Origin of the sequence: Aporhodopirellula rubra (genome assembly GCF_014192335.1) — a bacterium.
Lineage (GTDB): Bacteria > Planctomycetota > Planctomycetia > Pirellulales > Pirellulaceae > Rhodopirellula > Rhodopirellula rubra.
The window spans coordinates 62886-82500 of record NZ_JACHXU010000015.1 but is presented as its reverse complement, the minus strand read 5'-3'; the positions used below and the strand labels follow the sequence as shown (position 1 = coordinate 82500).

The following is a 19615-nucleotide window of genomic DNA, read 5'->3' as shown; positions in this document are numbered from 1 at the left end:
ATTGCAAATTGAATCGACGCGATTTCGTACCAGGAATATCGTTTCAGACACCAACATCGATGTTGTTCGGTGTAATTGGAGCAGGTGACAGGTTGTTGTTGGGTCAGCTGTGGACGAGTGGGTTTGATTTCGGAACCGGAGGTTAGGGCGTTGAGGTGGGGGCGAATGATTGAGCTGGGAAATAGCTGGCAGGTCGGGGCAGGGAAGGGCAGGGCGGTTTAAAACTTGGTTCGGTAGTTCAATCGTGTTCCCGAGTTGGTTTGGATTCGGAGCGATTGGGTTGTTGGTGCTGTGGATGCAAAGAAAAACCCTGGACATGAATTCATGTCCAGGGTCAGGTGCGTTGTGCATGGTTCGCCGCGGTTAGGGTCGCGGTCGTCTCATCGCCGTGTGCGAATGAGTCTTACTTTGCGGCGGCGAAACGAGCGGCGACTGCGTCCCAGTCGACGACATTCCAAAACGCGCTAATGTAATCGGGGCGGCGGTTTTGGTAGTGCAGATAATAGGCGTGTTCCCAAACGTCGAGACCGAGGATTGGGGTGCCGCCGATACCGGCGACAGCTTCGCCCATCAGGGGGCTGTCTTGGTTGGCAGTGCTGCCAACTTTCAGAGCGCCGCCGGAAACGTAGAGCCAAGCCCATCCGCTACCGAAACGCGTTGCGCCGGCGTTGGCGAATTGTTCTTTGAATGCATCGAGCGAGCCGAATGCGGAGTCAATCGCGGCGGCCAATTCGCCGCTCGGGGCACCGCCTTTGCCTGGGCCCATGACGGTCCAGAACAGGGAGTGGTTTGCGTGACCGCCGCCGTTATTGCGGACGGCACCACGTTTGGCTTCAGGAACGGCAGACAGATCTGCGATGACTTCTTCGATCGGTTTGGACGCCAAATCGCTGCCAGCGAGCGCATCGTTGACTTTGGTGATATAAGCGTTGTGGTGCTTGGTGTGATGGATTTCCATCGTCCGAGCGTCAACGTGTGGCTCCAAAGCGTCGTAGGCGTATGGCAATTCGGGAAGTGTGTAGGCCATGATGTTTCGGGAGAGTTTGAGGTGAAGAAATTGACAGTTCCAATCTTCAGAAACGATAGCAGGCTGTCCAGCGGTAGGGTATCCGGGGGCACCACACACGTTTGGCGGCTGAAAATACAGGAAATTGGGCTCTTTGTCGCTGAACGGTTTGGGGAAGCTAGAATGCGGCCAGATCCGCGTTGAGGGGAATTTGCGGTCAATTTGGTGCCGTGAGGCGGTCTTTGGGAATCAGTGTGAGTGAGGACTGGCTTCGACGAGCTCCGTCTCTGGCGAGGCCTGTCTTTCACGACCTCGGGTCCCCATGGAATCCGTTCCTCGGGAATTTCGATCAGGATGGATTTTGGGCCCAATCTATTCAGGCTCCCTCGCAATTCAGTTTCCCGCCAACCGTGTCGGCTGCTGGAGGCATCTGGGCGACTTTGGTGCCACCGCGACGGGATTTTTCAACGGGCGAGGAATAAACGCTTCGAGAGAATTCGTGGTGGAGTCACCGAGACGCTCGTTTGATCATCTTCGGTTGGAACGTTATTCCCCGCGGTGCTGTCGATATCGAACTCTTCCGTTTCGACGACTTCGATCAAAAACGTTTTGAGACTTTGGACGTCGACTCGGAAGTTGAGCGTGAGTTGTCGAGCGGTGCCGGCGGCAAGGTTTCCGATCTGCCATTGCCCGGTTTGTGGGTTGAACTCACCTGCGGGATCGGCGCTGAGCAGTGTCAAACCCTCGGGAATTTCGATACCGACAACGACTCCGGACGCATCTGAGATAACGCGATCGGTGGTGGCGGCCAGAGCAGCGATCGAGGCGGCAGTTGTGACTTGCCCGTTTTGTGCGGTGACTGTGAGTTGAATCGTGTCTCCCACACTCGCCTGCGTCGGGGTTACGGTCGCCGACACGCTGACGTCGACAACCTTGGGAGAAACAACGACCGAGGCGATGTCGTCTTCGTCTAGATTCCCGTTACCAGGAACACTGTTGGGATCGAATTGATCGACCGAAATGATTTCCGCCGTGTTGGTTACGATGTCAGCGGTTGAGACGCGAGCGCGAATTTGTAAGACGGAAAAGTCGTTGATTCCGAGTTGATCGATGGTCCAGCGTCCCGTCGAGGAAGTGTATTCCCCATCCGCCGTGCTGACTTCGATGTCAATTAAACCGGATGGCAAGATGTCTTGGATGACGATGTTCGACGCAGCGTCAGGGCCCGCGTTGTTCGCAGTCACCGTGAAGGTAACGAGGTCGCCTTGATCAGGGTTGGCGATATCGACTGTTTTTGAGAGCGACAAATTGGCTCGCGCGATAGTGAGAGCGACAGATTGATAGTCGTCTTCGCCTTCCCCATTGTTCGGAGTACTGTCGCGGTCCGGTTGGTCCGCGGCGATCACTTCGGCGATGTTGGTAATGCCCTCGGTGAGAATCGTGTCGATGTTATTGGTGTTCGGAGACACGGTTGCGCGGATGGTCAGTTCCCTCGATTCACCCGCGGGGATCAAAGGAATGGTCCATCGTCCTGACGTTGGATTGTATGCGCCGCCAGCCGATGAGGAGGCGGAGACAAAGCTGAGACCGCTGGGCAGTTCGTCTTCCACGATGACGCCGGTTGCATCGCTCGGGCCTTCATTGGTTGCGGTCAGTAGGTATTCCACTGTGTCGCCCACATTGGGACGGCTTTCGTCGATGGTCTTGGTCAACGCGAGGTCGATCAGTTGCGGGGTAAAATCAACCGAAGCGTCGTCGTCTTCATCATTACTGTTGTTGTTCGGTGTGCTGTCGGGATCGAATTGGGAGGACGCAGTGATTTCGGCATAGTTGGTACGAGTGATTGGCTGCGTACTATTGTTCGATTCGAAATCGACGGTCGCGGTGAGGGTGAGCGTCGCCGAGGAATTGGGGCGGAGTTCGGGAACTCGCCAGATGTTGTCAGACGTGGTGAATGTGCCAGCGGTTGTTGAAGAACGGACATTCGTGAGTCCGGCGGGCAGTGAGTCGCGTACCTCGATCTCTTCGGCGGTGTCGGAACCATCGTTGCGAAGCGTTAGTGTGAAAGTCACGTCTTCGCCAACATTGGGCGTGTCGTCGTTGATCGTTTTTTCGAGCGACAAGTCGGCGTTGGCGGGCGTTACGGTGACGGATGCGATGTCGTCTTCGTTGTTTTGGAACCCATTGTCGGGTGTGCTATCGCGGTCGAATTGGTCCGCGAAAATGACTTCCGCTTGGTTGGTGAATGTTTCAGTCGTGTTTGCGATCCCGCGAATTTCGAGTTCGGTCGATGCACCTGCGGCGAGGGTTTCAACGTTCCAGATTCCGGTCGACGCATTGAAGGTAGCCGAGGGAATTGATGAGGTGAACTGAAATCCGCTTGGTAGAGTGTCACGAACTTGAATGCCGGAAGCGTCATCTGGACCCGTGTTGTCGAGTCGGAGAGTGAAGGTGATTTCACTGCCAACGGGAGGGCGTTCGGGTGAAGATGATTTGGTGAGTTCAAGGTCGATAACGGGTGTGGTGAGCGAGTCGCTCGATTGATCGTCCTCGTTCGGAACCACGTTGTCGGGTGTCGAATCAGGGTCGTCCTGGTCCGCAGCGATTAATTCGGCGGAGTTTGTGAACGTCCCCGATGCGGTGACATCGGCGTTGATTTGTAGGGTTGTGGATTGGCCAACGCCGAGTGATGGAATGGTCCACAAACCGTTGGAGGAAACATAGGTATTGCCGGCATCACTTTGGCTATCGGATCGGTAGGTTAAACCGTTAGGCAATAGGTCTCGAACGACGAGATTGGTTGCGGGATCGGGGCCCGCGTTTCGAACGATGATTTCGAATCGAGCGATGTCACCGATGTTTGGGGCAGGGGTGAGTGTGTTCTTTTCGACGGAGATGTCTGCGATCGGGATGCGTACCGTCGCGGAGTCTTGATCGTCTTCGTCTTCCACGTTGTTGCCGGGTGTGCTGTTGGCATCCACTTGGTCGACGGAGAGGATTTCTGCAGTGTTGACGAGTCCCGTGTTGATCGGGTCACCGTCGGGCAAGTTTGCGATCGATGAGATGCGTGCGTCGAGACGGAGTGTCGTGGAAGATCCGGCCGCAAGCGATGGGATCGTCCATCGTCGAGTCGAGGTGACAAACGAACCGGTTTCGGGATCATTGTCGACGAGAGTGATCGACGAAGGAAGCGTATCGCCGACGACGATGTTAGTAGCGGTATCGGGACCGGAGTTACTGACGACGATGGTATAGCTGTATGTTTCGCCCACGCGTGGTGTGGGATCACTGACGCCTTTGGTCAGAGACAAATTGATTTGTTCTGCTACGATTGATGCGTCGTCTTGGTCATCCTCGGTCGCGATCGAGTTGTTCGGTGAGCTGTCGGGATCGGGCAATGCGGCGGAGGTGATCTGCGCGACGTTGTTGATCGTCCCGCTCGCGGTGCTGCGTAGGACGAGCGAGAAGGTTACCGATTGATTGTTCTGCAGCCCGTCGATAATCCATTGCCGATTTACAGCGTCATAGGACGTGCCGCTGGGTTCGGTCGCGCTGACGAAGGCGGCGTTGTTGGGGATCGGGTCCGCAACAATCAGCCTGCCCGATGGGTCGGGACCGTCGTTGCGAACTGTAATAGTGAACGCGGCTTCTTCTCCGACGTTTATCTTTGAGCTTGATGTCGTTTTGGTGAGTGACACGTCGGCGCGTGCGGGCGTGATGGCAACGCTCGCTTGATCATCTTCGTTGGCAATGTTGTTGCCAGGTGTGCTGTCGGTATCGAATTGATCTGCGGCTGTGATCTGAGCGGTGTTGGTGATCGCATCGAGAAGGTCGGTTCGCGATTGGTCAAGAATGACATTAATAGCGAGCGTTCGCGAGGTGCCCGCGGGTACGTTTCCTACGTTCCATACGCCGGTGCTGGGTGAGTAAATTTCGCCATCGGTGGCGGACTGAAAAATGAGTCCGGTAGGAATGGCGTCTTCGACAAACACGCCACTGGCGTCATCGTTGCTGGTGTTGCGAACGGTCACATTGTAGGTGAACGTTTCACCTGGAGTCGGCCGCGTTGAGGTGACGCTTTTTTCGAGTTCGAGATCGATCGTGACTGGGGTGATTAGTACCGAATCGATGTCATCTTCTTGTCCGGCGGCACCACCGGAGCCGTTGCCGGGCGTGCTATCGGGGTCAGATTGATCCGAAGCGATGATTTCGGCAACGTTTGTTTTGGTGCCTGCATTGTTCACTTCGGCAATGAGCGTGAGTGTGACAGGGGCGGATCCAGCGGTGGTGACCGGCAGATCGGGCAGTGTCCAAATGCCGGTCGATGGGTTGTATTCGCCGAGGCTCGTTGTGTCGGAGACGTACGTCAGTCCTGCGGGAAGGACTTCGCGAATACTGACGTTGGTTGCTGGGTCGGGGCCCGCGTTGTTGACGGTGATCGCGAAGGTCACATTGTCCCCGATGCTGGCGACTTGACCGACGATGGTTTTGTCGAGCGAGAGGTCAGCGATCGGAGTTTGAAAATTGATTTCGTCTTGATCGTCTTCGGATAAGACGTTGTTACCTGGCGTGCTATTGATATCGAACTGATCGACCGAGATGACTTCGGCGACGTTCGTGAAGTCGCCCGCGGTATTAACGGTGCTGGTGAGTGTCAGGCTGGTCGACAGTCCCGCAGCGAGTTGCGGGATGGTCCACCGCGAGTTCGATACGCTGAAAGAACCGCTATCCGGATCGTTTGCCGTGATCGAAAAGCCCGGCGGCAGTGTGTCTTGTACGACGATGTTGGTAGCGTCGTTGATGCCTGAGTTGGTGAGCGTCAACGTGAAGGTGATTGCATCGCCGACGTTCGGACGTGCATTCGATACTGCTTTGTCGAGAGATAGATTGATCTGAGCTGCGGTGACGTCGGCGGAGGCTTGATCATCCTCGCTTGCATCCGCATTGTTCGGGCTGCTGTCGATGTCGAACTGATCCGCGGCGGTGACTTCGGCGGTGTTGGTTTGTGTTGTGCTCGTCGTCAGTAATCCCGTGAGGATGACGTTCACGGTGACGCCGGGCGCGAGAGTCGGAATCGTCCACCGACCGGTTGATGATTCAAAAGCGGTGCCGGCATCGGGTTGATCGCTGCGGTAGGAGATTCCCGCTGGCAGGGTGTCGGTGACGACGACGTTGGTAGCCGTGTCGTCGCCTTCGTTGGTTAGCGACAAACGGAATGAAACCAAATCGTCGACGTTCGCGTTTGCGGTGATCAATTCTTTGGATAGGTTCAGATCGATTGATTCAAAGTTGTCGAAGTCGGCGACGGGAATGATGTTCGGCCCGATCGTTCCGATCAAATCCGCGAGCGCGTCATAGTTGGGGCCCGCGATGACTTCGAATTCGATCGCACCGATGTCGGTGAGGTCGGCTGGACCGCTGGCGCCGGTTGCGGTTGAAAATTCACTGAATGGAAGAAACTCAACCGAGGTCGGTTGAGTGGTCAGCGGGGGAATGTCGAGTTCGGCGGAGCTGATTCGGGTGAGTGAGCCGTCCACGCCGTCATTGGTATAGAGCCGAATGACGGCGGTTCCCGCGGGGAGGTCGGCGCCGATCACGAGTCTTAATCCCGCTGCGTCCCCACCACTGGTCAGATCGACCGATCCGAGTCCGTCGTCGTCAACGATCTCAGGATTGTCGCCCGCTCCATCCCAAATGACTGCCCGTCGACCACCGCCAAAAGCGTCTGAACTTACCTGCAGCAAATCTGGGGATGCGGGGTCGTTAACGATAAGGCTGACGGACCCGATGTCACTGGTTTTTTCAACGAGCAGATCTCGCGATCCGCCGATCGCCTCTGGTGCCGACGCTGTGGATGTAACGGGGCCGTCGTTTTGCGTTTCGTCTTCGACGGTTTGGAAGTTGCCATCGAAGCCGTCGATGGTTTGGATCAGGCGACCGGAAACCTGTTCACTCGAAATTGTTACCAGGGGCGATACCGAGCGCAGGAGTGTGTTGCCTGACGCGGTTTGGGCGGGTTGAAGAACGAAGTAGTCGCCCGCGGAAAGACGTTCAAAAACGTAACGGCCGTCGGAATCCGTGGTGACCGTCGCGATTTCGGCGTCGCCGGCACCCGGTTCGAATTGATCGTCGCCGTCGTCGCGGTAGAGCGTTAGGCTCGCGCCGGCAACTTCTTCTCCTGCCGAATATCCATCACCTGTGAAGTCGTCGTAGACCCGACCTGAAAGATTGGCGAGATCCGTCGCAACGGCCAATAGTCTGCGGCTCTCGAGAGCCTCGTAACTTGGTCGGCGACGGACGGATCGAGCGTCCTTTCCGCGTCGACCAATCAGTTTCTTGTTGCGGTTGGATGCCTTCTTCCGCCTCGGCTGTTCCGTCATCGCCCTGATTTCCCAAAAACGCGGCCTGAGTATCTGTCCTAGGTAGGAAGGATACGCAGGCCGCGAGCGGTGGGGAAGATGGTGGGGCGAGGTAGCGAGCGTCCTTTCAGACGTGATCGCGGGCTCGGTTTCCGAATCAGATTTTTATCGTAGTAGCGACAGCACGTTTTGTGGGTTTTGGTTTGCGAGCGACAGCACGTTCGTACCCGATTGAACGAGGATTTGTGCCCGTGTCAGGTTTGCGGATTCTTGAGCGAAGTCGGCGTCACGGATCGAGCTTTCGGCCTCTTCGAGGTTGGAAAGCGTTTCATTGAGGCTGACCAGGTTGCTTTCCAAACTCGTTGCTTGGAACGCACCGAGACGACCGCGAAGGCTGGTGACTTTGTCGACGACTTCGTCGATGATCCGAGCGGCACCGTTGACGTCATTGGTCAAACTCTTGGCTTGGCCGCTACCTAGTTCGTACAAACGACCCGAGACACCCCCGAGTTGACCGGTGCTGACGCTGCCGATGCCCAAACGAGCTTGTTGGTTACTGGTTACGTCAGGGCCGAGTTGGAAGAGGGCACCGCCACCGGTGATGCTAAACGTGAAGTCAGTCGTGCTGCCTTTGTCCACGGTCAGGCTGAGGTCGAGGGTGGATGTGTTGATCGAGAATGTATTCCCCTTGGCACTCGCTTCGACGCCGTTAATGGTGGCTTCGATATCGGACCCGGTTTGCCGTGTACTCGAGAGGCTGGATTCGAATTCACCGAGAGTTCCCTCGCTGATGATTTCGATATTCACCAACGCGTCCGATCCGTAGGCGTCACTGGTGAAGGAAAGTCCTCCGGTATCGTCAGCGGTAACGCCGGTGGAGTCACTCACCAGGTTCACAGCAGCCTTGATTTGTGCGAGGGAAGTTCCGGCTCCGAAGTTAAACGTTTCCGCACCGTCGGCACCATTGAGTTGGAAGACGAGCGTGTCTTTCAGCCCGGCAGTGATTTTCGTTCCCGTGGCTTCCGCGGGAAGATCCGCGGTCGAAACGGTCAGGTCATCGAATCCGGTCAGGGCATCGCCTGCATCGTCAACGATAGTAGAGGAAAGATCCGTGAGTGCATCGATTTTGGATTTGATGTTGGTCAGTGTATTGTTGCTGGTGGTGGTACCCAGAGCGACATTCAGTGTGTTGGTGTCTGCATCGAACGTCGCGACAACGTCAGCGTCGGTACCAGCTGTGTAGTTCACAGTCAGGTCATCGAGTCCGGTACCGGTCACTTCGAGTCCCACGTCAGTTCCGTCGGCGGTGTTGGCACTCGCGGCGGCATCACCACCGACCACGGTACCTGTTCCGGGGCCGTCGCTGGTTGCGACGAGACCTTCAATGCCATTGAGGGCATCTAAGACATCTTGAACGTCAGAGGGGTTTGAGTCGCTGTCGAAGGTGATTTCGACTGCACCAGCGGTGTTGACTGCCGTTGCGGTCGCGTTCGACGCGGTGTCATCGGTGATCGTGACGCTGGCAAAATCAGCGTTGCCGGTGATCGTCACGGTTTCGCCGCCGACAACGATATCGATGGTTTTCGTCGCGACGGTGTTTGTTGCCGAAGGGTCGACGTCGGCTGCGTTGAACGCAGAGTCACTGACGGAAACGCTCGCTTGTTGGGCGGCGGATTTGATATCGATTGCGACGTCAATTCGTCCGGTCGTGCCCAGGTTAGCTTGATCGATATTAACGTCGTTCAGGGATGCGATGGTACCGGCGGAGCTGACGAAATCGAGCGAGCCGTCGAGGAGCTTTCGACCTTGGAACGTCGTGGTTTGCGCGATCCGGTTGATCGCTTCGAGTGAGCTGTCGATCTGCAACTGGTTAGCGGCGATCTCTTCATCACTCAATGCACCACTGTTAGCCGCTTCAACGACGAGGCCCCGAATGTCGTTGAGTAGGTTACTGGTCTGTCCCAAGGCGCTGTCGGCGGTGCTGATGATTTGGCTCGCCCGTCGTGTGTTCGAGATCGCGCGACCGAGGCTGGTTACCTCACTACGCAGGGCCTCACTCGCAATCAAACCTGCCGGGTCGTCGGCTCCGCTGTTGATCCGCAAACCGGTGCTCAATCGCGTCAACGCCTGCTGCAAGTCCGCGTTGCTGGCTTGCAAACGGTTTTGGGCGACGAGCGAAGGAACATTAGTGTTGATACGTGTCATAGCGAAAATCTCTGGGTATGGCTGTGGTTGTTACGACGGTCGCCGTCATAACGACTCACGGCGCCACTTCGAATATTGAGTCTCAATCGTCTGGTGGTATCAGCGATGTTGAGATGCGAGAGTGATCTGTCAAAAGTCATCGGCACACTTTCGGGGAAATGCAAATGATCACCATCAGTTTTTTCCGAAGGTTCATGCGTTTTGCCGGTTTAACATGCATTACACTCACGGATTGCCTTTCCGCTGAAGTCTTCTGAACCAGGGAATCTTGCCTATTTGGCGTAGCTTATGGATGTTTCACCCAGTCGCCGTCCCCTTAGCCGTTCATTGGGGTGGACGAGAGGCCCCAGGATTGCAGGGCTGTTCATTTTGATTCAGGCGTTCTTGGCCGGATCAGGGACGTTGAGAGCCCACGATCCCTCGGTGCGAACGTTCTCGGCCGAGGAAATCCGTGATGCATTCGCGAAGACACATGACGGTTACAGCAGCGACGAATTAATCGTCAGCGATCTTCTCCGCAATGCATTCCTGAAAGAACTTGGGATCGATCCTTCGGACCCCGCGGATGATGATGTGCAAACCTCTGCGCTCCACTCGTTATTCAAGGTTCGAAAGGCGGGCAAACTCAAGGTTCGTGCGACTCGGCGCAGTCATGCTGAGGTCGGCCCATGGACCGACACCGCCGAGATCGCGATCCGCACGGTTTTGGATCGTTACCAAGTCAGTATCGACGACGTGATGTGTGACCCCAGGTTGCGGTCGGAGTTGCAAGCCGAAGCGGTTGCGATCGGTTCCGATGCGCCGGCCGATTTGATTCGCAAGGCGGTGTTGCGTTTGCGGAAGGTGCGTCGTCTGAGGCCGGAACTGGTGTTAAGAGTGGCCGATTGGCAAACGCGGGTCGTGACGCTGGCGTTTGATAAAATTGACCTCGATGCGATCCCCAGTTCGCCGGGCGTTTATATCTTTCGCAGCGAGGAAGGATATTTGTATATCGGCGAGGCAGAAAACCTGTCCACGAGAATCAGTCAACATCTCGGCGGCAGCCACAACCGAGGGTTGGCCAAACGCTTGAGCCTTGCCGAGAGTGACAGTCATCCGCCGTTGACGCTCGAGTTGCACGTCTTCGCAAAGGATTCTCCGGGGAATCGTGCGATCATGCGACGAGCCTATGAAAGCGAATTGATTCGAAGCCGGGAGCCGAAATACAACCTGCGACCGTAAACGGAACGACGGTCGCTAGGCTGAGAACGATGAATTTCCAGCCGTCGCAGCAGTTTCGGCTCCGGCGGCCTCATTTCCGGTGGCATCGTGATGCGACCGTTATTTCGCGGCTTGCAGTTTTGCTGCCAACAGGGTGTTGTGCAGTAACATGGCAATCGTCAGTGGACCAACGCCACCGGGAACCGGCGTGATCGCCGACGCGACTTCTGCCGCTTCGTCAAATGCGACGTCGCCGACCAAGCGATCTTCGACGCGATTGATTCCGACGTCAACAACGACGGCGCCGGGCTGGATCATGTCGCCGCGGATCATTTCGGGGCGACCGACTGCGGCGATCAGAATATCGGCCGAAAGACAGATCTCTTTCAGGTTCTTGGTCCGGCTGTGAGCGATCGTGACGGTGGCGTTGGCCGTTTCGGGCCCGCAGGAACCGTCTTTTTGGGCCAGCATCATGGCCATCGGTTTGCCAACGATTTCGCTGCGTCCGACCACGACGACGTGTTTCGCGGCGGTTGCGATATTGCACCGATGAAGCATTTGCACGATGCCGTGTGGGGTGCATGGCAGGAAACGAGGCCGACCCTGCATTAACAATCCGACGTTGATTGGCGAAAAGGCATCGACATCCTTGATCGGGTCGACGGCGTCGAGAACCGCCCGCTCATCCAGGGCCGGGCCGTCGCCGGTGGGTTGGGGGAGGGGAAGCTGGACGAGGATCCCGTTGACCGAGGGATCACGGTTGAGTTGGTCGATTCGTTCTAGAAGTTCGGTCGGTGACGTCGACGCGGGCAGCCGATCGAGTTGGCTGGCGATGCCGGTTTTTTCGCACGCCCGCTCTTTATTGCGAACATACACCTGGCTGGCTGGGTCTTCTCCTACAAGGACGGCGGCCAGTTTTGGCGGTGCGTTCCCCTCGGCGACAAACTGCTCCACCGCCTTAGCGACTTCTGCTCGGATTTCGAGTGCGATTTTCTTGCCATCGAGCCGTGTTGCGGGCATGATCAATCTTTCAGTTTGGGAAAACTAGGGAGTTTTGAGTTCGACGTAGTGAGATCTTCGCCCAATCGTTATAACTAGACGCCCAGTCGCACCGTCGCAGGTGGACGACTGCACACGTTTCGCTCAAAAACGGTCGAACGACCGGACGCAAAATACACAGGATTTTCCTCTCGATGTCTACCGACGCTCCCGATTCCAGCACCCCTGTTGAGGCTCCGATCAAACTCAGCGCGGTCGAAAAGATCAAGCAGGAGAGCAATTATTTGATGGGGACGATCGATCAAGAACTTCAGGATCCGGTCGACCATTTCAATAACGACAACCTGCAACTGCTGAAATTTCACGGCAGTTATCAGCAAGATGACCGCGATATGCGGATCAAACTGAAAAAGAGTGGCGGCGGCAAAGCGTATTCGATGATGCTGCGTTGTCGTATCCCGGGTGGTCGATTGACGTCGGACCAACTCGTTGCCCATCTCGATATGTGTGACGAACTCGGCAACTCAACGCTGAAAATCACGACCCGCCAGACACTGCAACTCCACGGGATTCTTAAATCGGATCTTCGGGAAGTCATCAAGCGGGTCAATGAATGCGGATTGTCATCGCTCGCCGCCTGCGGTGACGTCAACCGAAACATCATGTGCTGCCCGGCCAAACGGGTAGGACCGATCCATGCTCAATTGGAACAGTTCACTGACGAACTGACGACCGCATTGGCCCCACAAACGCCTGCGTATCACGAATTGTGGATCACCGACCCGGATACCGGCGAAAAATCGCTGGCCGACGGTGGCGAACCGAATTCGAGCAGCAACCCCGTCATCGACGAACCGTTGTACGGCCCGACCTATTTGCCACGCAAATTCAAAGTCGGTATCGCTCTGCCCGAAGACAACTGCATCGACATCTATACTCAGGATCTCGGTTTCATCGCCGTCGTCCGTGATGAAAAGATCATCGGTTACAACGTGACCGTTGGCGGTGGCATGGGACGTACACCGAGTGCGAAAAAGACTTTCCCGGCGTTGGCCAAGCGGATGGCGTTTGTGACGCCCGAGCAAGCAATCGATGTTGCCAAAGCGGTGATCATTGTTCAACGCGACAATGGAAATCGAAGCGATCGAAAGGTTGCCCGGATGAAATACCTCATCGCTGATTGGGGAATCGAGCGTTTTCGATCGGAAGTTGAAACCGTCTTCGGCGAAAAACTCGCTGATTGCACGGAAGACGACGTACACGGATTCGACGACCACATGGGCTGGCAAGCTCAAGGTGATGGGAAATGGTCGTACGGCCTCAACGTCGAAAACGGCCGACTCTACGACAACGAAAAGACTCAGTTCAAAACCGCGTTCCGGAAGATTTGCGCCGAATTCAATCGTGAAATCCGGTTTACCGGCCATCAAAGCATCATCTTTTGTGACATCGAAGAGGGTGAGAAAGATCGGCTGATCGAAATCATTCGGGAACACGGAATCCCAACGACCGAGCAAACCAGCACGGTGCGTCGTTGGTCCATGTCCTGCGTAGCGTTGCCGACGTGCGGACTCGCGATTACCGAGAGTGAGCGACGATTGCCCAGCCTGATCGATTCGATCGAAGAACCGTTGGCCAAGTTAGGGCTGTCGGGCGAGCGGTTTACGATTCGCATGACCGGCTGTCCCAACGGATGTGCTCGTCCCTACAACGCCGACCTCGCGTTGGTTGGAAAAGCGGTCGGGAAGTACACCTTGTTCACCGGCGGCGGTTGGCTCGGAAACCGATTGGCCGAAATTTACAAAGACGCGGTGAAGGACGACGAAGTTGTGGACGAAATGATCGGCCTCTTCGCTGCGTTCAAAGCCAATCGAGAAGGCACGGAATCGTTCGGCGATTTTTGCGCCCGCGTCGGTGTCGAGAAGCTCGCTGAATTGGCCGAAGCCGCTCCGCGTCCTTAGGACGTCGGCTGATCAGCATCGTTTGACGTAGTAAAGATTCTGATATGCGTGATGAATGAAATCACGCAATTTGAAATCGAACGCATGGGATGTTTCCGCGGTCTTCCTTATGGGAAACGGCGGCTGATTTCATTGTTGTATTGGCACCGCACGGCAGGTCCTGCTGCCAAAAGCGCTAGTTCATGCGAGCGTTGATGACCTCAAATTTCTCTAGCAGTTTGCGTTCGCTCTCACGCAAACGCATGTCGAAAAGGTACAGCTTTTTCAGATTCTTCATCTCCGCGATCGACTGCAGCATCGTTTTACGGACTTCCAGGTTTCGATAGAGACTATCTGAATCCAGTTTGGGATCCGGCCATCCGACCCAAAGTTCGGTGACGCTGTCTAACTGTCTGAATCCTTGCAACTCGGCATACTCGATGGGGTTGTTGAGGATCTTGAGGATGTGAACATTCTTCATGTTCTGAATCGGAGCCAATTCGGTAACGTCGCAATGCGAAACGTCGAGGTATTCCACATTGGGGAAGTTTCTCGCGATGACTTTGAGGACGTTACCGTCAACGATTCCCGCTCCGACCTTGTTGGCGCCGAGAGGGGCAAAATCGAGTTGGCGAATATCGCCAAAACTGCCGCCACAGAAGATCGCCTGTTGGAGACGGTATCGGCTTTCGATTGCGTAAAAGCCGAGTTTGCTAATGACGGGAAGTCCTTCGTCGGAAACCGAGTCGGGCTGGCGAATGATTTCACCGCCGAGTTTGATGAAGTGATCCATCGAGCTCGACACCATCTGACGTTGGGCTGATTGTTCTTGTTTGGAGATAGCGGCTGTGGAGGCTGCGTATCCCCCGAAGAGAGCGCCTGCGAAACAGGCGACAACCATTTGGATCCAAGCTGGCCACGACGCTAGCGAGAATTTGCCAGGTAGATATTTGGCAGGAATTTTTGACATCGGTCGCCTACAATTTTTCTAATAAGGGAAACTATAGAAGGAAAACCTGCTAGAAAACGTACAAAATGACAGGTTCGGTGGTAATCGTTTTATACGAACGTTCTTGTTATTGCGAGCAAAACAGAGTGCCTGATCCGTGTTTGAAGCAAAGTACGTCATGTTTCAACGGCGTCGCGTTTTTGCACCGCCTGTTTGGGTGGTTTGTTTGGTGTGATATTGTGCGTAGGTACCTTGTCTTTAGAGGGGTGATATATGAGCGTTTGTACTGGCGGGCAAAACTCACGCAGGTGTACACGGGTGCAACCAAATTCAGGCGGTGACATTCCTCTCCACGTTACCGACCTCTCCACGTTACCGAGGTATTTTGGTCGGTTTTGAGAATGACCTGCCGTCGGTAAAAGTTGTCGCGTTTCGGCGCAATAAACAATGGAGCGATCATGACGCGATGGTATTGTTTCCTGTTCCTATTTTGCGTAATCGGCCAGAGAGCTTTTTCTGCCGAGGCTGCGGTTCTGCCGTTGGCAGCGTTTGCCGATGCCGATGGGATTCAGCAGTCAGAGGCGAGGATTGCGGATTCCACAGAAAGTGGTGCGATTGACTCACCGGGGCAGGTTGTTGCTGTTTATTTCACTCCGGCGGATCGGCAACCGGCAACTAACCATGTGGCGCGGATCCGTCGCATCGTCGAAGAGACCGCTGGATTCTACGAACGCGAACTCCGTCGACATGGGTTTCGTGAACGAGCGATGGCCGTGCTGCGAAACGATCGTGACGAGGTAGAGGTCATCGACGTCGTCGGGGCAGGGCAGGGCGGTGATTATGGAAAAAGTGATGGTGGTCGGATCCGTGACGAAGTCGTGCCGGTGCTACGAGAAAGAGGAATTGCGCCGAACGAATCGGTGATTTTGCTGTTCTGCAATCTGATGGACTACGATCCCGTTGGTGGCACGATCTCACATCACAGTCCTTACTATGGTGGCGGGTCTCATTTATCAGGAACGGCGTGGCAATGTGATTCAGAAATTCTCGACCCGCTTCGGTTTCGAGATCTCACTCCGATACGCGACGGTGAGTATGGCGATATCACGATCGGTCGCCATAACAGCATCTTCATTGGCGGTGTGATTCACGAACTCGGTCATGCGTTGTCGCTGCCCCATTGTCGCCAGCGGAGAGACGAATCGGTTCGAGGAACCGCGTTAATGGGGGCGGGGAACCGAACGTACGCGCAGGAGTTGCGTGGCGAAGGGCGAGGGACGTTTTTAACTCAGGCACATGCCCTGCGTTTGGCTGCCCATCCGGTGTTTAATCGGCGAATGACCGGAGACGTGAAAAAGCGTCCGGCAACGCGATGGCCGAAGCTTCGTATTGTCGCCGGTGAGAAGAGCCAAATTCGGGTCCACGGCATGGTGCAAGCGGATGTCCCGGTTCATGGCGTGGTGGCCTATTTCGATCCGCGCGGTGGAGGCGACTATGATGCGACCACCGCCACGGCGGTTCCCGATGACCGTGGGAGATTCGCGATGCAATCGGGGAACTTGCGTGTTGGTGACGGGGAGTTGCGGTTGACCGTTTGTCATGTGAATGGAGCGACAAGTGTGCGCTCCTTTTTTTACCGTGTCGAGCGGAGTGGTCAGCCCGATCTTTCAGCGATTCGGGTTGAGTTGGAGTTGGCGGCGATGGTTGATTCCATACGGAGATCGAAGCTTGAAGAGGCGGAGGTTGACTTGGCGACGGCGGCATCTGGCGATGAATCGCTGATGAAGATCGGACGCCAAGTCCTCGATCGTTTTCGCGACGTCGAGAAGCCGACCTCAGTGAGTGTTGATGATCTTGATTCGGGGGTCTCATCGATCGGGTTATCAAAACTGATACCGATCTCCGAGAGTGTCGGTTGGTTGAGTCCCACCTATGATTCGGTGCCAGAGCCATCGAGGCTATTGTCGATCGGTGGGCAATATTATGCAGAGGGAATCTACGCTCACGCGCCATCGTCACACGTCTACCGAATCGATCGACAATGGAAACGCTTGTCAGGAAAATTTGGCATGCAGAACGGGCACTCTGGGAAAGTCGACTTTCAAATTGTTGGCGATGGCCAAATGATATGGAGTTCACGTGGTGTCGGGGCAGGGCAGGGCGGTACGTTTGATTTGGACGTCAGCGATGTGAGCACCCTGTCGTTGATGGTCACCGATGGTGGCAATGGCGGGGGCGGTGATTGGGGTGTTTGGGTTGAGCCGTTGTTGTCGAGAACGCCACGAGACGACTCCGACCGGTGATTTCACCGCTGAGATTGCTTCCACACGCGTGTGTTTTGCTTTGGTATTCTGCAGGCGGATTTTCGTGTCGATCGACGTTACTGGTTGACTATGATCGGGCGTTCGTCGGTTTAAATTCGTCTTGTTTAGGATTCGGTGAAGATGCGTTCTAGGAATGACCGTTTTCGTTTCGTTTGTGTGCTCCACGGAACCTTGATGCTCGCGGTGCTCTGCCTCGGTTGGTCATCAAACGGTGTGTCCGAGGACCGTCGGAACGTGCTGTTGATTTGCGTGGATGATTTGCGTCCGGAATTGAATTGCTACGGGGTGGACTACATACAGTCTCCGAACATTGATCGGTTAGCGGGGCAGGGCTGTCGATTCGACAGGCACTATGTTCAGGCACCTACGTGCGGTGCATCCCGTTATGCGATGTTGACCGGGCAGTACGGTGACGCCGGTAATGATGCGCTGTTCAAGCGGGCTGAACGCATCGAAAAGACGCCTGAGTCCGTCGCGTCAAGCATGCCGCGTTGGTTTCGTGACCGTGGGTACACGACGGTGTCTATAGGCAAGGTTTCGCATCATCCCGGTGGTCGTGGTGGGAAAGATTGGGATGATGACCAAGTCATTGAAATGCCTGGTGATTGGGATCGGCATTTGATGCCAACGGGACCTTGGCAGCATCCACGCGGGGCGATGCACGGGCTGGCCAATGGTGAGATCCGCGTTGAACCGACTGAAATGGATGTGTTTCAGTCTGCGCCCAATGAGAGTGACCGTTATCCGGATGATCTCGTCGCCGAGACTTCGTTGGAACAACTCAACATTTTGGCATCCGACGCCGAGAGTAAACCGTTCTTTCTCGCCGTCGGTTTTATTCGTCCGCATTTACCATTCGGTGCGCCGGAGCGAGATATGGAACCCTATCGTGACGCGGTGTTGCCCCTGATCAGCAACGTCGCAAAACCAGATGGGAGAACGACGTGGCATCGATCGGGTGAATTCATGAGATACCACCGATGGGGCAAGGATCCGAACCAAGATAGTGAATTCGCTATCGCCGTTCGTAAACACTATGCCGCGTGCGTGACCTACGCTGATCGCAACGTTGGTTGTGTTCTCGACGAGCTCGATCGGCTCGGGTTGAGTGAGTCGACGATTGTCGTGTTGTGGGGGGATCACGGTTGGCACTTGGGTGAGCACGCGATTTGGGGCAAGCACGCTTTGTTTGAAGACGACCTGCGATCGCCTCTCATCATTCGTGCTCCCGGGCAGGTAGAGGAAGGGATCTCTACCAACGCGGTGGTGGAGTCGATTGATCTATTTCCGACTCTCTGTGAGCTGGCGGTGTCTCAATCGGCCCCGGAGGCCACGAGTGGCGTTTCTCTGGGTGAGATTTTGCGAAACCCAAGTCGGGACGGACACGTAGCGATTTCTTATGGCAAGGCAAATACGATTCGCACCGACGCGTACCGATTGGTTGTCCACAAAGATGGTTTTGCGGAGCTATACGACCACCGGGTCGACCCATTGGAATTGTCGAACGTGGCGAAAGAGAATCCCGATGTCGTGAGTCGGCTCAATGCAGTGCTGCAGGAACGGCTGGTAAGGAAAAACTAGCCTCGAGGTTGCTGATGCGAGGCGACGCGCGGGGGAGGGCAGGGCGGTCGGGATGCGAGTGGCCGCTCACGTTGGTTATCGCGGGTTTGCTTTTCGAGTCCGGCGGCCGGGTTATTCGATTTCGGCGAGCAGTTGTGGAAGGATTTCGCCCGCTTTTCCGTGACGGCATTCATCAAATGCGTCGGATGCGGGAGTGTCGCCGAGATTGACTTCGATCTTGCGGCAGGTTGGTTTGGTCAGTTGGACGATCCCGGCAGCGGGATAGACGAGTCCTGAGGTTCCGACGGCAATAAAGACGTCCGCGTTGGAGGCGGCGTTTTCGATCCTGTCCAATCCGATCGGGACTTCGCCGAACCAGACCACATGGGGACGGAGGCAGCCACGCAGTTCTTCATTGGCTGGATCATCGGGATGGAGCGTTTCGGTGCTGAGGTCGTATTTCCAATCGAAGATTTTGTTTGAGTAGAGACAGCGCACCTTGAAGAGTTCGCCGTGCATCGGCAGGACATTGCGACTGCCCGCCCGAAAGTGCAGGTCATCAATGTTTTGAGTGACGATGAGGAAGTCGCCCGCGGATCGAGCGGTGTGTTTTTGTTCGAATTCCGCCAATGCAATGTGGGCCGCGTTGGGCTGAATTTCAGCGGATCGCAATGCCCGCCGTCGTTCGTTGTAGAACTGATGGACGAGCACTGGGTTACTGGCAAACCCTTGGGGCGTCGCGACTTCTTCGACCGCGTGACCTTCCCACAGGCCGTTGGCGTCTCGGAAGGTAGGGATTCCTGATTCGGCAGAAATACCAGCACCGGTGAGGACGAGAATGTTCATTTGGCGTGCCGCAGGAGGCAAAAGTCGGGGCAGGGTAGGGTGGTCAAAAATTGATTTTGGTGGACGAAATCCAGTCTAACGATTCATGGCCACGAGGATAAAACGCGAGTGCGGCGAGGGCCGTCTGCGAAATACGGAGGCGATCGACAAGGACAGAGGCGACTTGGGAGCCTAGGTTCGCGACTGTTTTCACCGGTGGTGTGGGGGGCGTGGTCTCTTCCCTTTCG

10 protein-coding genes are annotated in these 19615 nt (G+C 55.7%); 4 read left to right on the top strand and 6 right to left on the bottom strand.

Annotated features, from left to right (window positions below):
- Window positions 1-403: 403 nt before the first annotated feature.
- The 3 genes from FHS27_RS19445 to FHS27_RS19435 form a co-directional block, all read right to left on the bottom strand.
- A complete protein-coding gene (locus FHS27_RS19445) occupies window positions 404-1027 on the bottom strand; it encodes a superoxide dismutase (protein WP_009096599.1) in 624 nt (207 codons plus the stop codon).
- 443 nt (window positions 1028-1470) lie between these two features.
- Window positions 1471-7386, bottom strand: coding sequence for a SpaA isopeptide-forming pilin-related protein (locus FHS27_RS19440; RefSeq protein ID WP_184306540.1), 5916 nt, complete (start codon window positions 7384-7386; stop codon window positions 1471-1473).
- Window positions 7387-7530: 144 nt separating this feature from the next.
- Complete coding sequence (locus FHS27_RS19435) at window positions 7531-9570, bottom strand: flagellin N-terminal helical domain-containing protein (RefSeq protein WP_184306539.1); 2040 nt, start codon at window positions 9568-9570, stop codon at window positions 7531-7533.
- Between the two features lie 423 nt (window positions 9571-9993).
- Between FHS27_RS19435 and FHS27_RS19430 the strand changes: the two genes are divergently transcribed.
- Window positions 9994-10791 carry a GIY-YIG nuclease family protein gene (locus FHS27_RS19430; protein WP_315854626.1) on the top strand — a complete coding sequence of 266 codons (798 nt, stop codon included), beginning with the start codon at window positions 9994-9996 and terminating at the stop codon, window positions 10789-10791.
- Between the two features lie 99 nt (window positions 10792-10890).
- Here FHS27_RS19430 and folD read toward each other — a convergent pair whose 3' ends face one another.
- On the bottom strand, window positions 10891-11790 hold the full coding sequence (gene folD, locus FHS27_RS19425) for a bifunctional methylenetetrahydrofolate dehydrogenase/methenyltetrahydrofolate cyclohydrolase FolD (protein WP_184306538.1): 900 nt from the start codon (window positions 11788-11790) through the stop codon (window positions 10891-10893).
- Window positions 11791-11963: 173 nt separating this feature from the next.
- Between folD and FHS27_RS19420 the strand changes: the two genes are divergently transcribed.
- Window positions 11964-13730, top strand: coding sequence for an NADPH-dependent assimilatory sulfite reductase hemoprotein subunit (locus FHS27_RS19420; RefSeq protein ID WP_184306537.1), 1767 nt, complete (start codon window positions 11964-11966; stop codon window positions 13728-13730).
- 175 nt (window positions 13731-13905) lie between these two features.
- Here the strand turns inward: FHS27_RS19420 and FHS27_RS19415 are convergent, their stop codons facing one another.
- On the bottom strand, window positions 13906-14679 hold the full coding sequence (locus FHS27_RS19415; protein ID WP_246420241.1) for a leucine-rich repeat domain-containing protein: 774 nt from the start codon (window positions 14677-14679) through the stop codon (window positions 13906-13908).
- A 437-nt stretch (window positions 14680-15116) separates the two neighbouring features.
- On the opposite strand from FHS27_RS19415, the gene FHS27_RS19410 reads away from it, so the two are divergent.
- Both FHS27_RS19410 and FHS27_RS19405 read left to right on the top strand, forming a co-directional pair.
- On the top strand, window positions 15117-16961 hold the full coding sequence (locus tag FHS27_RS19410) for an NPCBM/NEW2 domain-containing protein (protein ID WP_184306536.1): 1845 nt from the start codon (window positions 15117-15119) through the stop codon (window positions 16959-16961).
- Window positions 16962-17102: 141 nt separating this feature from the next.
- Window positions 17103-18563, top strand: a complete 1461-nt coding sequence (locus tag FHS27_RS19405; RefSeq protein WP_390854000.1) for a sulfatase — start codon at window positions 17103-17105, stop codon at window positions 18561-18563.
- 111 nt (window positions 18564-18674) lie between these two features.
- On the opposite strand, the gene FHS27_RS19400 is transcribed toward FHS27_RS19405, so the two are convergent.
- Entirely contained in the window at window positions 18675-19388 is a 714-nt protein-coding gene (locus FHS27_RS19400) for an NAD-dependent deacylase (protein WP_184306535.1), read from the bottom strand.
- Window positions 19389-19615 lie beyond the last annotated feature (227 nt).

Excerpts from the sequence above, each read along its gene's own strand:
- FHS27_RS19445 (WP_009096599.1), bottom strand. The coding sequence starts at position 1,027 with ATGGCCTACACACTTCCCGAATTGCCATACGCCTACGACGCTTTGGAG.
- FHS27_RS19440 (WP_184306540.1), bottom strand. The coding sequence starts at position 7,386 with ATGACGGAACAGCCGAGGCGGAAGAAGGCATCCAACCGCAACAAGAAA.
- FHS27_RS19435 (WP_184306539.1), bottom strand. The coding sequence starts at position 9,570 with ATGACACGTATCAACACTAATGTTCCTTCGCTCGTCGCCCAAAACCGT.
- folD (WP_184306538.1), bottom strand. The coding sequence starts at position 11,790 with ATGCCCGCAACACGGCTCGATGGCAAGAAAATCGCACTCGAAATCCGA.
- FHS27_RS19420 (WP_184306537.1), top strand. The coding sequence starts at position 11,964 with ATGTCTACCGACGCTCCCGATTCCAGCACCCCTGTTGAGGCTCCGATC.
- FHS27_RS19415 (WP_246420241.1), bottom strand. The coding sequence starts at position 14,679 with ATGTCAAAAATTCCTGCCAAATATCTACCTGGCAAATTCTCGCTAGCG.
- FHS27_RS19410 (WP_184306536.1), top strand. The coding sequence starts at position 15,117 with ATGACGCGATGGTATTGTTTCCTGTTCCTATTTTGCGTAATCGGCCAG.
- FHS27_RS19405 (WP_390854000.1), top strand. The coding sequence starts at position 17,103 with ATGCGTTCTAGGAATGACCGTTTTCGTTTCGTTTGTGTGCTCCACGGA.
- FHS27_RS19400 (WP_184306535.1), bottom strand. The coding sequence starts at position 19,388 with ATGAACATTCTCGTCCTCACCGGTGCTGGTATTTCTGCCGAATCAGGA.